Here is a 15,089-nt window from a genome sequence, read left to right as displayed (position 1 = left end):
TAAGGTAATGTTTTTTGGAATTATCGTTGACATATTGTCATTCAGTTTTCAATGTTCATTTTTTATTACCACAAGAATTAATTATACTCGCTATTATCAATAAAGTCAATAACTTTTTTTATTAATTTTTGAAGTGTTTTAATGTTCGTTGATTTGTTTCGCTCAACAAATATATACTATACAGGCATTTATCCATTTTAACAACAGTAAAAATTACACTTTATCCAGTGCGAAAAGCTCTAAAACACTTAATAAACAAACTTTAGTTAATGACAAGAAATAAATAGTTCGTTTATATGTATTATATCGCTTTTAATACCCACTTTAATGCGTTTTAATCACTCAAATAACAAACTTTAAAAAATTTACATTTTTTTAAAACAAATTAAAAAAACGCTATTGCAAATTGAAATATAACCGTTATAGCTATATTTGCTATCAATTTGCTAATAGCGACTCTATGTTTTACATTTCTGTTCTTCCTGCTATTGCTTTAGATAAAGTAACTTCATCAGCATATTCTAAATCTCCACCTACTGAGAGTCCTTGGGCTAACCTAGTGACTTTAATTCCAATAGGTTTCACCAATCTAGATATATACATCGCCGTTGATTCTCCCTCTAAATTAGGATTCATAGCTAATATTAATTCTTTAACCTCATCATCTTTTAATCTATCTATTAATGTCGGTATATTAATATCTTCTGGCCCTATTCCATCCATTGGGGAGATTGAGCCATGTAGTACATGGTAAAGTCCTTTATATTCTCTCATCTTCTCCATCGCAATAACATCTTTATCATCTTCAACTACACATATAACTGAGCGATCACGTTGTTTATCTTCACAAATATAACAAGGGTCATTCTCAGTTATATGACCGCATACACTACAATAAGTAAGCTCACGTTTAACATCTACCAAGGCTTTAGCAAATTGTACTACATCGTCTTCTTTCATATCTAAAGTATGAAATGCCAGACGTTGAGCCGTCTTGGGACCAATGCCTGGCAGTTTCATAAAACTATCTATTAATTTAGATATAGGTTCAGGATAATGCATCTATATTACATTCCCGGAATATTTAAGCCTTGTGTATGCTTACCTAAACGTTCTTGAGTTAATTCGTCAGCTTTATTCATCGCTTCATTCGTTGCTGCTAAAACTAAATCTTGTAGCATTTCGATATCATCTGGATCTACCGCTTCTTCTTTAATTTCAACATCTACAACTTCTTTGTGACCAGTAACTGTAACAGCTACCATGCCACCACCTGCAGTACCAACAATGCGTTCTTCTTTTAATTTTTCTTGCTCTTGAGCCATTTTCTTTTGCATTTTTTGCATTTGTTTCATCATTTGTTGCATATTTCCGCCACCGCGCATAATATCTTTTCCTCCTTGAATGTATCGACATTATCTTTTAATTTATATTTTATTATACATACGTTTATATTTATTGTCATGTATCTCTGTTTCTAGAATCAATTCAACAATCCTATACTCAAATCAAGTTCTTACTATTAATATAACAAAAAGGATTATTCATCTATTAAATGAACAGTTTCTTCACCAAATAAGTCACGGGCTTTCTGCGCTACATCTGTGTCTTGCTTACTTTCTTCACCATTAGTTGGTGTTGTTTGATTATCTTTATCTTGTTGCTTTCTACTATTAATATATTCAGTTCTTACTCTCATCCATTGATCTGAAGGGACGCCCACTACTTCAACATTCTTATTAATGATGTTTCTCACTACATTTTCAATACTAGTTCGTTTTTCATCATCTCTATTAACAATTTCACAGTGTATCTCTTCATCAAACTGAACTAATACGCGTTTTTCACTAGCAGCTACAGGAATTGAGTTTTGTAATAAACTTACCAATGATTTCTTATCATTCTTTTTCGCATAGTCTACTACTTCTAGCCAGTGTTTCTTCAATAGTTGAATATCTTCTTTGTTTGCTTCGTCTAATACTTTAGCAATATTCGTCATTGAGAAAGTACCTTTATTCTGACGTCTGCCACGCGTGTTGGTTTGTGTAGCATGCTGTTTTGAATTTGCTTGAGTGATACCTTGAGCTTTAAGTGTTTTTAGTTCATTTTCTAGTTGTTCCATACGTTGTAACAACACGTCATTATTAGGTTGTGACGCAACTTGTGTTGTCGCAACATTTGTTACAGTGTCAGGCTGTGTTTTCATCATTTCAGCAATTTTTACTAGTAACACTTCAAAGTGCACATTTTGGTTCACACTAAAACGTATCGATACTAAAGTATCGTTAATGATATCAATCATATGATAAAGCGTATCTAAATTAAAATTCATTAGCGCATCGAATTCTGCATGATTATCGACCGTTTTATTCATAATTGTATCGCGAACAAAATAAATCATATCATTAATAAGACGGTTTACTTCTTTTCCTTCTGAAATAAATTGATGATAGCGTGTAAATGCATTTTTAACATTTCCTTCAACAACGTCTTTAAATAATTCATTTAATGCCGCTTCATCCACACTACCCGTTACATCTAATACATCTTGTAGTGTAAGATGCTCATCACCAAATGCGATAGCTTGGTCCATAATACTTAGCGCATCACGCATACCACCTTCAGATGCTTTAGCAATAAACTCAAGGGCTTCATTATCATAATCTAAATGTTGTTCTTCAGCTACAAAGCGCAAGCGATCTGTAATTTGTTCTGTACCTATCGCTTTAAAGTCAAAACGTTGCGCTCGCGAAATAATCGTAGGTGGGATTTTATGTGGTTCAGTTGTAGCAAGAATAAAAATAGCATGTGCCGGTGGTTCTTCGAGTGTTTTTAATAGCGCATTAAACGCACCAGTTGTTAGCATGTGCACCTCATCAATAATATATACTTTATATTTCGACTCACTAGGCGCATATTTAACTTTATCTCTAATGTTTCTAATTTCATCTACACCATTATTACTTGCAGCATCAATCTCAATCACATCGCCATTCGTACCTTGCGTAATGCCTTTACAAATCGCACATTCATTACATGGTTCGCCATCTTGAGGATTTAAACAATTTATTGCTTTAGCAAACACTTTAGCAATACTCGTTTTACCAGTTCCACGAGGGCCACTAAAGATATAGGCATGTGATTGTTTACCTTTGGAAATGGCGTTTCGTAGCGTCTTAGTTACATGTTCTTGCCCCACAACATCCTGAAAGCTTTGGGGTCTAAACATTCGATACAAAGCTTGATAATTCACATCCGCACCTCCGTTAACAATTACTCTACATTATATCACGCATTATCGCCTTAATTTCAATGAATTTATTATGTCATATCTGCGTCTTGCACAATACCATGTGGATAGTCATCCAGTTGATCCCATAGAAATTTAACACGTAACATAGACGCATCTGTTTCTTTTGAGAAAATATGATATTTGTCTGCCGATTCATAACCTAACCCTTCGAAATACTCTGGACAACACCCCACAATGATAGTCGTATAGTGTTGTGATTTCGCGCGTTCTTCAACAGCTTGGACTAAGGCTTTGCCCAACCCTTCATTACGATATGGCTGTTCAACTATAAGGGACGCTAATTCTAGTGCTTTGTAACACTGATTTCCAGCATTCAAATTGATCTCGCTAAGCATGACATGTCCTATAATATCGCCCGATTCATCTTTAGCAATGACTTCGAGTTCATAATTATAATTCGCTGCTTGACGTAATTTTGAAATGAGTGCACGTTGTCTTTGACCAGCACCTTGATGTTTCTCATCATAACTTGATTCTATTCTATTCAAAGTTTCGCTATAATCCATTTCCGTTAATGTACTTAAGAATAATCGCATATTGACACCCCTCTAATGCGTCAAAGTGTTCTTCGTTCGACACTTGGACATATCGCTTTCCCGTTTTTATTTATCTATATTTTATACAAAAAAATGGGAGCAGGACAGAATTCTGTTTAAATTCGTTGTCCCACCCCCTCAAGGATGACTAGAACTGAGAAATGCTTGATTTAAGCGCCTTCTCAATTTAGACAGCTACTGCGAACTCGCAAAGTAGCATCATTACATTATTTATATTACAGGATCTCTTTTAAATTTATGCTAAAAATTTGATTTATTTCGGTTAATTTAACGTATTAAAAAACCGTGCACCTTCGAATCGAGTGTGTATCACAAACGTTACCGAAGTCGACAGCTAAATCTCGGCTACCCTACGGCACATATGAGGATCCACTTAATGCTGCTTCCGTCAGGACCTGACATGATTCATGGGTTCATATTGCATAGGACCGAAATCTTCAAACACTACGTGCTTCGGGCAGACTTCACAAAAACACACCCTCAACAAAGGAATTAAGTCTCGCATAAAGCGGATTTCGAGTACAGGGAACCGCTACCTCCCCACCTAGCACGGTAAGTTTTATAATACTATAAACGTTCTTCCTATTGCAAGTGTAAAGTTTTAATTCTCCATATCATCGACTCAAAAATAGCTTGATACCATCTTATAATTTATGTCGTCTTGAAAATTCTTGGAATTTAAATTCTGTTGCTAAATGCTTCGACACATTATATTGGAATGGCGTTGTGTTATTTAAATAAACGACACTTCTCACTGTTGCAGTATATGGTGGTTGTATTTTACCGAAAACATCATAGGCATTTTCGGTAAAAGGCTCAAACGTAATCGATTTGCTTGAATAGCTGATATCTAATTCTAATTGTGTTTCTAAATATTGATAAATAGAATCTTTTGCTACTGAATTCGTAATGCCCGGAACGATTGAAGCTAAAAAGTAGTCTTCATCTAAAATCTTCACTCTATGATTGATACTTCTTGTACGTACAACATGAATCAGTTCCTCATCACCTTTAAGGTTTAATTGCGCTTTAACATAAGGTACCGAGTTAGCTTTAATCCGCTCGTTAATGCGTACTTCAGTTTCATGTTTCAAACCCAGTTCTTCTTGCACTTCTTTAAAGCTAATTAATTCTGAAAATGGGAACTCCGTAACACCTTGATCAATAACAATAGATCCCTTACCTCTAATTTTTTGAATCATACCATCATTTGCTAACAAGTCCAGTGCTTTTCGAACAGTTTCACGCGATGTGCCATATCGTGTTACCAATTCATGTTCTGACGGAAGTTGTTGTCCATTGGTATATACATCTTCATGTATTTGTTGCTTGAGTTGTTCATATATCGTTATGAATTTTTGTGTTGCCATGTCCTTCTCCATTACATCAATCTATTGAACATCAATGACAATTGCACCAAATGGAGATATTTTACCATTTTCTATTGTGCCATTTTGAATAATAACTGTTCCTTGTCTATTGATGTCTTCAGGTAATTTTACTGCTTCTTTTGAAAAGTTAGCAACCACGAGCCATGTTTGACCATCATAATTTCGACGGTACATGAATAATTGTGGGTGATCCATATATAACGGCTCGATGTCACCATAAGTGATAATATCATGTTCATGACGCAATCGAATCAGTTCGCGATACGTGTGTAGTACGGATGTTTTGTCCTCAATTGCTGCTTCTACGTTAATATATTGCGCATTGTTTGGTATATCAATCCAAGGCGTACCAGAAGTGAAACCTGCTTGCTCACCTGATGTCCATTGAATAGGTGTTCTAGAATTGTCACGTGATTTTTGCCCTAGAATAGTTAAAATTTCACTTTCATCTATACCTTGTTCTTTTAAGTTATCATAGGCATTACGTGACTCAACATCACGATATTGTTGAATAGAATCAAAGTGCGGATCCGTCATACCGATTTCCTCGCCTTGATAAATGTATGGTATACCTTGCAACATATGCAATGCGATAGCTAACATCTTAGCGCTTGCTTGTCGATTTTCTTCTGTAGAATCATCACCGAAACGAGATACAACGCGTGGTTGATCATGATTGCACCAGAAAATCGCATTCCATCCGCCACCTTCGTATATTCCAACTTGCCAATCCATCAATATTTCTTTTAGTTTTAAAAAGTCTAATTTCGCATTTGACCACTTTTCTCCATCAACATAATCTACTTTTAGATGATGGAAGTTGAAGACACTACTTAATTCTTGTCGGTCAGATTTTGTATATTTGATACAATTATCAATGGTTGTTGATGACATTTCTCCTACCGTCATCATATCTTTATCTCCAAATGTATGACGATTGAGTTCATGTAGATACTCATGTACATGTGGTCCGTCAGTATAAAACTCTTTTCCAATTTTAGGAGAATCCTTAAATTCACCTTTAGAAATAAGATTAATTACATCAAAGCGGAAACCATCTACACCAAATTCAATCCAGTGGTTAACAACATCATATAAAGCCTGTCTCACTGCTTCATTATCCCAATTTAAGTCTGCTTGTGTGACATCGAATAAATGTAAATAATATTCATCTGTCTTCTCGTCGTATTGCCAAGCATTACCACCAAACTTCGATTCCCAATTAGTTGGAGGCCCATCTTGTGATGGTTTAAAGAAATAATAATCACGATACGGATTGTCTTTCGAACGGATCGCTTCTTTAAACCATTCATGTTCTGTAGAGGTATGATTAATAACAATATCTATCATGACTTTTAAGTCTCTCTTATGTGCTTCACTGATTAATGTTTCAAAATCTTCTAGCGTCCCGAAGCGTTCGTTAATTTTCAAGTAATTGCTAATATCATAACCATTATCATTCATCGGTGACTCATAAACAGGTGTTAACCAAATGTAATCAACACCTAAATATTGAATATAGTCTAATTTTTCAATAATTCCTTTTAAATCTCCCTCACCATTACCTGTTGTATCGTTAAATGATTTGGGATAAATTTGATAAACGACAGACTTTTTCCAATCTTTTTGTGCCATGTATACTCACCTTTCACTTATTAATCGTATTAATGCGATTTAAAGGGAGTGGGATAGAATTTTTTCGAATTCGTTATCCCCCCTCCCAGTTTGCTTAACTTGTAAAATTTCTTTGTGAAAATCTCTCTGCAGAGCCCGCCTGCAAGAATGACTAGAACCGAAAAAACTTAATTTAAACGTCCTCTCAGTTCAGTCAGCTACTGCGAAATTGCAAAATAGCATTTTATATTTCAACGTCTTTATTTGTAAATTTATTTAGCTGCTGTTTCTTCAGGGTTTTCAACCATCTTCTTAGCTTTAATTGTTGTAAATCTTGCAAAGACAATTGTCAAAATAGCTGGTATTACCACAGCAAGTAATGTAACTGGCATATAAATAAACCAAAATTCACTATGAATTGAAATGAAGGCTGGAACACCACCTACACCGACACTACCCAATACCTTTTTAGCACCGATAATAGCACCTAAAACGCTTGATGTACAAATAGCAGCAAAGAAAGGTACTTTTAACGGTAAATTCACACCAAACATTGCAGGTTCTGTAACACCTAAAAATGCTGATACACTTGAAGTTAAGGCTAAACCTTCTTCTTTTACCATTTTGCGTCGTCTATAGATAAACCACGCTCCAAACGCTGCCGAACCTTGACAGATATTAGATATTGCAACGATTGGCCATAAATATGTACCGCCCAGTTTGCTTCCCATTAATTGGAAGTCAACTGCCAAGAACATATGGTGTAATCCCGTAATAACAAGTGGTGCATAGAAGAATCCATAAATCGCACCGCCTAACCAACCAGCATGTTCGAAGACAAATTGAACTGCACCAGTAATTCCAGTACCTATCACAAGTGCAATCGGACCAATAATTATAAATGCTAAGAATCCAGTGACCAGTAATGCTACTGGTCCGACAACTAACATTTTAATTGAGTCATGAACAACTTTATTTAGTGCTTTTTCAATGAGTGATAAGACATAGGCTGCAATTAAAACTGGTAAGACTTGGCCTTGATAGTTTAATTGTTTGATTTCAAGCCCAAAAAGATTCCATGTCGGAATATGGCCTTTAGCAATGTCATATTGTGAAACTAACTGTGGATGCATTAGGATAAGTCCAAGTACTAAACCTAATATTGGACTACCACCAAACACTTTCATACTACTCCAACCAATTAACGCTGGTAAAAAGATAAACGCTGTACTTGCGATGACGTTAATAATATTCGATATATCACCCAACTGAGGATATTGTTCAACAAGTGGTTTAGGGCCAAATAATTTTTCCATAGTAAGTAAATTATTAATCCCCATTAAGAGACCTGCTGTAACTAATGCCGGTAAAATCGGAATGAAGATATCTCCCAATAGTTTTATAAGTCGTTGTAAAGGATTGCCCTTTTTCGCTGCAGCAGCTTTAGCCTCATCTTTTGAGGATTCTGCTACACCTGTCTCTTGAATAAATTGTTTATACACTTCGTCCACGGTACCAGGTCCTATAACGATTTGGTATTGATTATCCGCTTTAAATTGACCTTTAACAAGTGCATTATCGTCTAATGCATCTTTATCAACTTTATTGTCATCTTTTAACACTAAACGCAGTCGTGTAACACAGTGCGTTGCAGTTTCAATGTTTTCTTGCCCACCTATTGCTTTGACGATATCCTGCACATCTTTTCTTTTTACAGCCACGCCTTTCACTCCCTTATTTTTAATAACCCAAGTATAGCTTGTCTAGACAAGTTTTGTAAAGGCTTTCATAATATTGTTGAATTTTCATTCTAGAATGGGCGCTAAATGCAATAAAAAAGACAAGTACTCAACATATTAAACATTGAGTACTTGTCTTTTTTATATTTATTAGTCTTGGATTTTAATTATAATGGCGGAGGAAGAGGGATTCGAACCCCCGCGGCCCGTTAAGGCCCTGTCGGTTTTCAAGACCGATCCCTTCAGCCGGACTTGGGTATTCCTCCAATGAACACAATAAATATCATATACCACGGTTCATTGGAAGTCAATCACTTTTATAGTCAAAATGTAAAATTATTCATTTTTATTTTTAGTAAGCGCTTATACGTCATTGAACTTACACGAATACCTTTTGTTTTAAGAAGTGATCTACTGATTGAGCAACGCCACGCCCTTCTTTAATTGCCCAAACTACCAAACTCTGACCTCTTCGCGCATCTCCAGCGGCAAAAATCTTTTCTTTATTAGTACGATAGTCTTTATCGTTGGCGATAATTTTATTTTGTTGTGTCGCAATATCAAATGACCTTGGGACAGTTGGTTCTGTGCCTTCAAAACCGATTGATAAAAGAACTAGATCTGCTGGCCAATGTCTTTCAGTACCATTTACAACAACCATTCCATCTGGTGTTTCTTCTAAAATTTGTGTGTATACACCACGAACATTACCAATGTGATCTACATCGTACCGCATTGTTTGAACACCATAGGCACGCGGTTCTCTACCAAAACGTGCTTCATATTCTTTGTGTGCATAATCCATTTTGAAGACAGGTAATGCCAATGGCCATGACGTATTACTTTCAAATGCGATTTCTTCAGGTGCTTTTGTATATTTGTTGAATTGTACTATTGACTTACAATTCTCACGTAATGCGGTAGCGACACAGTCTGCACCAGTGTCACCAGCACCAATAATGATGACGTTTTTCCCTTTAGCCGTTATTGTTGGTTCATCTATTTCACCATTTAATAACTGAGTCTGTTCAGTTAAATAATCCATAGCAAAGTGTATCCCTTGGCCCATACGCCCTTCTAATGGTAAGTCACGCGCTTTTTGAGCACCCGTACATAAGATAATAGCGTCATACGTCTGCTCTAATGTTTCACGTGATATATCTACACCAATGTTGGTATTCGTCTTAAAGGTAATACCCGCTTCTTTCATTAATGCGATACGACGACGTACAACCTCTTTATCTAATTTCATATTTGGAATACCATACATGAGTAAGCCACCCGCTTCAGCAGCTCTTTCAAACACTGTCACTTGGTAACCCTTATAATTGAGCTCTTCGGCAGCAGTAAGACCGGCTGGCCCGCTTCCTACAATTGCTACAGATTGTTCTAATCGTCGTTTAGGATATTTAGGCTTAACCCACCCGTGTTCATAGGCTTCGTCAATAATCGTACGCTCAATACCTTTAATGGCAACTGATTCACGATTAATTTTCATAACACAAGACTGTTCACAAGGTGCTGGACAGACACGTCCCGTAAATTCAGGAAAATTATTTGTTTCACTCAAACGATGATAGGCAGACTCAAAATCTTGTCGATAAACTAAATCATTCCATTCAGGGATATAGTTACCGATTGGACAACCAATAGTTTCTCTCCCGAAAGGAAGACCTGTTTGACAAAATGGTGTCCCACAGTCCATACATCGTGCACCTTGAATGGACGCTTCTTCACGAGAAAAACGCTGTTGAAAAGCATCATGATGCTTCAAACGATCAACTAAAGACAGTTCAGATAATGATTGCTTTTCATATTTCATAAATCCCTTAAATTCCCCCATCACAGACCACTCCTTTCTTTAATAAATCACTGCTGGTTGTAATTCTTTGGCAATTGCCGTACGGTCATCGTAAAATGCTGCTAGTTTAGCTTCATCTATTTGTAGTAAATTACGATTTTGTAATTCAATTTTTTGCATCATTAGTTCGTAATCTTTTGGAATTACTTTGACAACTTTATCTGCCACATGTGCAAAATCATTTAAAATTGCTGCTGCTTTTGTACTTTGTGTATAGTGGTAGTGCTCTTCTAACATAGCTTTAAGTAACGTTTTCTCCTCATTATGCGTCACTTCCTTAAACGCTAAGGTTGGCAATTGATTCTTATGTTTAAATGATTCAATATCACTTGGGAATACATAACAAACACCACCACTCATGCCTTGACCAAAGTTCTTACCAACATCCCCTAAGTTGACTACATGTCCTCCGGTCATATATTCCAAACCGTGATCACCGATACCTTCGACAACCACATCAACTCCACTATTTCGAATACAGAAGCGTTCGCCAGCGCTACCATTAATAAAGGCTTTACCTTTTGAAGCGCCATAGAAGCATACATTTCCAGCTATAATTTCACGTTCTCGCTGTTTATTTGGCGCTTTAACAACAACTATACCGCCTGATAAACCTTTACCAACGTAATCATTTGCATCACCTGTATGTTGAATTAACAATCCTGACGGTGCGAATGCTGCTAAACTCTGTCCTGCATGTCCCTGCGTTTCAGCTACAATAGTTGCTTCTGGTAAGCCATTAGCACCGTGTTGCTGTGTAATATAGCTTCCTGTAATAACCCCTACATCTCGTTGTTCATTATTAATCACATAGTTCCCTTTAAATACTTTTCCATCCTCAATACTTTGCTTAGCATCTTTATAAAGATAATTTAAATCGAAACCGATATCTAAATGATGATTTTGATTGATTTCTTTTGCATTAGGCCCATCAACTGAATCCAATAACTTTTCGATATCCAATGTTGCTGCTTTCGAACGTTCATCGATTCGACTTGAACGTTGTAATAAATCGGTACGTCCGATCAATTCTTCAACCGTTCTTAATCCTAATGAAGCTAAGACCTCTCTTAACTCTTCAGCAATAAAATGCATAAAGTTAACAACGTGGTCAGCCTTACCTCTAAATAGTGCTCTCAAATCTTTATTCTGTGTCGCAATACCTACTGGGCATGTATCATTATGACAAACACGCATCATGATGCACCCTAAAACAACTAATGGCGCAGTCGCAAATCCAAATTCTTCAGCACCTAATGCACATGCTAATGCCACATCCCTACCCGTCATCAACTTACCATCTGTTTCTAAGCGGACACGGCTACGTAAATGATTTAATTTCAATGTTTGATGTGTTTCAGCTAAGCCAAGTTCCCAAGGCAACCCAGCGTGTTGAATACTTGTCTTAGGCGATGCACCTGTACCTCCGTCATATCCACTCACGACAATTTTATCTGCAAATGCTTTAGCAACACCTGATGCAATGGTTCCGATTCCTGTTTTTGAAACTAATTTAACTGCTACGTCTGCATTTCTATTCGCGTTCTTTAAATCATGAATAAGTTGCCCTAAATCTTCAATTGAATAAATATCATGATGAGGCGGTGGTGAAATCAACCCAATACCTGGCGTTGAACCACGTGTTTCAGCGATCCATGGATAAACTTTCGTTCCAGGTAACTGTCCACCTTCACCCGGCTTAGCACCTTGAGCAACTTTAATTTGTAACTCTTTTGCATGTTGTAAGTACTCGCTCGTTACACCAAAACGCCCTGAAGCCACTTGCTTAATCGCACTTGATAACACACTTCCATCCGCTTGAATTTCATACCGTTTGGGATTTTCGCCACCTTCACCACTGTTACTTTTACCACCAAGACGATTCATGGCTTGGGCCAATGTTTGATGCGCTTCTTCAGAAATAGAACCGTAACTCATCGCACCTGTATTAAAACGTTTAACAATAGTTTCTACTGGCTCAACCTCACTAATATGAACCGGTTGCTGTGCTTTAAATTCTAATAAATCACGTAAATGATCGTTTCTTTGATCATGTACAGCATTAGAAAAAGCTTTAAACTGTGTATAGTCATTCTCACGACATGCATGTTGTAACATGTGTATGGTTGTAGGATTAAATACGTGATGTTGACCTTGTTGGCGCCACTGGAAGACACTTCCCGAATCAAGGTACTCATTATGTCTTTGTTGACGCATTTTATTCTCAACGTCAATTTGTTGAATACTTAACCCTGATAATTTAGATTGTGTTCCAGTAAAATAAGCATCAATTACATCTTGGGATAAACCAACCGCTTCAAAGATTTGAGCCCCTTGATAACTTTGAACAGTTGAGATACCCATTTTCGCCATCACCTTAATAACACCTTCTGATAGAACACGTGTGTAAGTTTCAACATTATCTGAAATCGTGCCTTCTAAACGATGTGTTTCAGTTAAATGGGCAATGGTTTGTTGTGCTAAATATGGAATGACCGCATTCGCACCATATCCTAATAAACATGCCACATGGTGTACCTCACGCGTTTCACCAGATAGCGCTACTAAGCTCGTATCCATGCGTAAGCCTTCTCTTATCAATAACTGATGAATATGACTGATAGCCAGAAGTATTGGCATAGCGTAGCATTGTTTCGATGCTCCATCCTCGATATGACAATCAATGAGTTCACTATCATCTAGGACTAATATCGTATAACCTTCTCGTGTAGCTTGTATCGCAGCGTCACCTAATCTTTCCAATGCCGCTTCAAGATGATCTTGATATAGTGTAGACAAGTGTTTCACGTTAAACTTACTTTGTTTAATCCTATTGAGTTGCGTTAAAGTCAGGACCGGTTTCGCTAATTGAATACGATCCAATACCGTTTCATCCGGATGGAATAAGTTACCTTCTCCATCTAAATATGATAATTCACTCGTTACAATCTTTTCACGATAGGCATCAATAGGCGGATTGGTTACTTGTGCAAATAACTGTTTAAAGTAATTAAATAATGATTCTGGTCTCTCGTTTAATACGGCAAGTGGTGCATCATACCCCATCGCACCGATTGGATCTTTCTTACCTTTCACTAACTCAGCCATATATTTATATATATCTTCTTTGGTATATCCAAATTGACGTTGTAACTTAAATATTATCTTGTGATTCAATGAAGGCTGGCGATAGGTTTGCGCTTCTAATTGTAAATCTATTTTATTGTTATCTAACCACTTCTTATAAGGATATTGACTGGCAATACGCGCTTTCAACTCATTATTTTCAATCACTTGACGTGACTCAAAATCTACAAGAAGTAACTTTCCAGGATTAAGTTGTCCTTTGTAAGCAACATTGTCTTCTGGTACATCCACAACACCTACTTCAGATGAAAAGACAATAAAATTATCTTTTGTAATTGTATAGCGACCTGGTCGTAATCCATTACGGTCAGTTAATGCACCAATTTTATCTCCATTACAGAACGAAATCATCGTTGGACCATCCCATGGTTCCATCAAATAACTATAAAACTCATAGAACGCACGAACATTCGCATCATTTTCTTTGTTATATAACCATGGTTCAGGGATAAGCAACATCGCAGCTTCTTCAGGTTCCATTGCCAATGATAGAAATTCTAGCGCATTGTCTACAATTGCTGAATCACTTCCATCTTCATCAACAATGTTCTGTATTTTACTATGCTCTTCGCCAAATAATGTTTGAATTAATTGTCTTTGACGTGCTCTCATCCAATTCACATTACCTTTAATTGTGTTGATTTCACCATTATGCATTAATAAACGATTGGGATGTGCACGTTTCCAACTCGGAAAAGTGTTTGTACTAAATCTTGAATGTACTAAACCTAGCTTAGATTGATAATCTTCATGATTTAAATCTAAATATAATTTTTTAATTTGATCTGAGCGTAACCACCCCTTATATACAATCGTCTTGTGGGATAAGCTTGTAAAATAAAGACCTAAGTCGTGCTGTTCTGCATATTGCTCTATTTGCTTTCTTGCAATATATAATGGTTTAACCGGCGTTACAACTGATCGAATATCTATAAACACTTGTTGAATGTGTGGCATTGTAGATGCAACATGAGGCGCTATGGCGTTGACATCAACAGGTACATCTCGATAGCCAATTACTTTTAGGCCTTCACTTTGAAAGTAATGATTAAATTGCGATTCGTGTGTCGTACCTTGTATCTTTTCGTTAGAGAAAAAAAGACCTACCGCATAATCGCCCTCATTAGGTAAGTCTAAATCGACATGTGCTTCAAAAAATTGAAATGGTATTTCGGTCATAATACCTGCACCATCACCTGTTATACCATCTGCACCAACACCACCACGATGGTCAAGTCGACGTAACATTTCAAGTGATTTTTCAATAATATCGTGCGACCTTAAATTATTCATGTTTGCGTAGAAGCCAATACCGCATGCATCATGTTCCTCACGGTAATCATATAATCCTCTTTTTAATCTTTCATCAAACATGATGCCCACTCCTTTTGAGAATTTTCAGAAAATTTACTGTTAATAATAATTAATATAATGTAAAATATTTATCTGAACAATATATTAATTAGA

9 protein-coding genes, 1 tRNA gene and 1 other RNA gene are annotated in these 15,089 nt (G+C 36.5%); all 11 read right to left on the bottom strand.

Going from position 1 to position 15,089, the window contains the following annotated elements; genetic code table 11:
- Positions 1 to 465: 465 nt before the first annotated feature.
- Positions 466 to 1,062, bottom strand: coding sequence for a recombination mediator RecR (gene recR / locus KA828_RS06735; RefSeq protein ID WP_053030221.1), 597 nt, complete (start codon positions 1,060 to 1,062; stop codon positions 466 to 468).
- A 5-nt stretch (positions 1,063 to 1,067) separates the two neighbouring features.
- A complete protein-coding gene (locus KA828_RS06730) occupies positions 1,068 to 1,385 on the bottom strand; it encodes a YbaB/EbfC family nucleoid-associated protein (RefSeq protein ID WP_001213992.1) in 318 nt (105 codons plus the stop codon).
- Between the two features lie 155 nt (positions 1,386 to 1,540).
- Positions 1,541 to 3,253, bottom strand: coding sequence for a DNA polymerase III subunit gamma/tau (dnaX, locus tag KA828_RS06725; RefSeq protein WP_210125840.1), 1,713 nt, complete (start codon positions 3,251 to 3,253; stop codon positions 1,541 to 1,543).
- Positions 3,254 to 3,321: 68 nt separating this feature from the next.
- Entirely contained in the window at positions 3,322 to 3,849 is a 528-nt protein-coding gene (locus KA828_RS06720; RefSeq protein ID WP_210125838.1) for a GNAT family N-acetyltransferase, read from the bottom strand.
- Between the two features lie 304 nt (positions 3,850 to 4,153).
- Positions 4,154 to 4,423: signal recognition particle sRNA large type (gene ffs / locus KA828_RS06715), an RNA gene on the bottom strand.
- A gap of 91 nt (positions 4,424 to 4,514) precedes the next feature.
- A complete protein-coding gene (treR, locus tag KA828_RS06710) occupies positions 4,515 to 5,240 on the bottom strand; it encodes a trehalose operon repressor (RefSeq protein WP_210125836.1) in 726 nt (241 codons plus the stop codon).
- A 21-nt stretch (positions 5,241 to 5,261) separates the two neighbouring features.
- Positions 5,262 to 6,896: an alpha,alpha-phosphotrehalase gene (gene treC, locus KA828_RS06705; RefSeq protein WP_210125834.1), complete on the bottom strand. Its 1,635-nt coding sequence runs from the start codon at positions 6,894 to 6,896 to the stop codon at positions 5,262 to 5,264.
- Positions 6,897 to 7,147: 251 nt separating this feature from the next.
- Positions 7,148 to 8,596 carry a PTS system trehalose-specific EIIBC component gene (treP, locus tag KA828_RS06700; RefSeq protein ID WP_107630193.1) on the bottom strand — a complete coding sequence of 483 codons (1,449 nt, stop codon included), beginning with the start codon at positions 8,594 to 8,596 and terminating at the stop codon, positions 7,148 to 7,150.
- Between the two features lie 191 nt (positions 8,597 to 8,787).
- Positions 8,788 to 8,880: transfer RNA gene (locus tag KA828_RS06695), tRNA-Ser, on the bottom strand.
- 113 nt (positions 8,881 to 8,993) lie between these two features.
- Positions 8,994 to 10,457, bottom strand: a complete 1,464-nt coding sequence (locus KA828_RS06690; protein WP_210125832.1) for a glutamate synthase subunit beta — start codon at positions 10,455 to 10,457, stop codon at positions 8,994 to 8,996.
- 18 nt (positions 10,458 to 10,475) lie between these two features.
- Entirely contained in the window at positions 10,476 to 14,996 is a 4,521-nt protein-coding gene (gltB, locus tag KA828_RS06685) for a glutamate synthase large subunit (protein WP_210125830.1), read from the bottom strand.
- Positions 14,997 to 15,089: the final 93 nt, after the last annotated feature.

Origin of the sequence: Staphylococcus sp. GDY8P85P (genome assembly GCF_017892405.1) — a bacterium.
GTDB lineage: Bacteria > Bacillota > Bacilli > Staphylococcales > Staphylococcaceae > Staphylococcus > Staphylococcus borealis.
The sequence above is the reverse complement of the archived record's forward strand: the minus strand, read 5'-3'. Positions and strand labels throughout refer to the sequence as shown.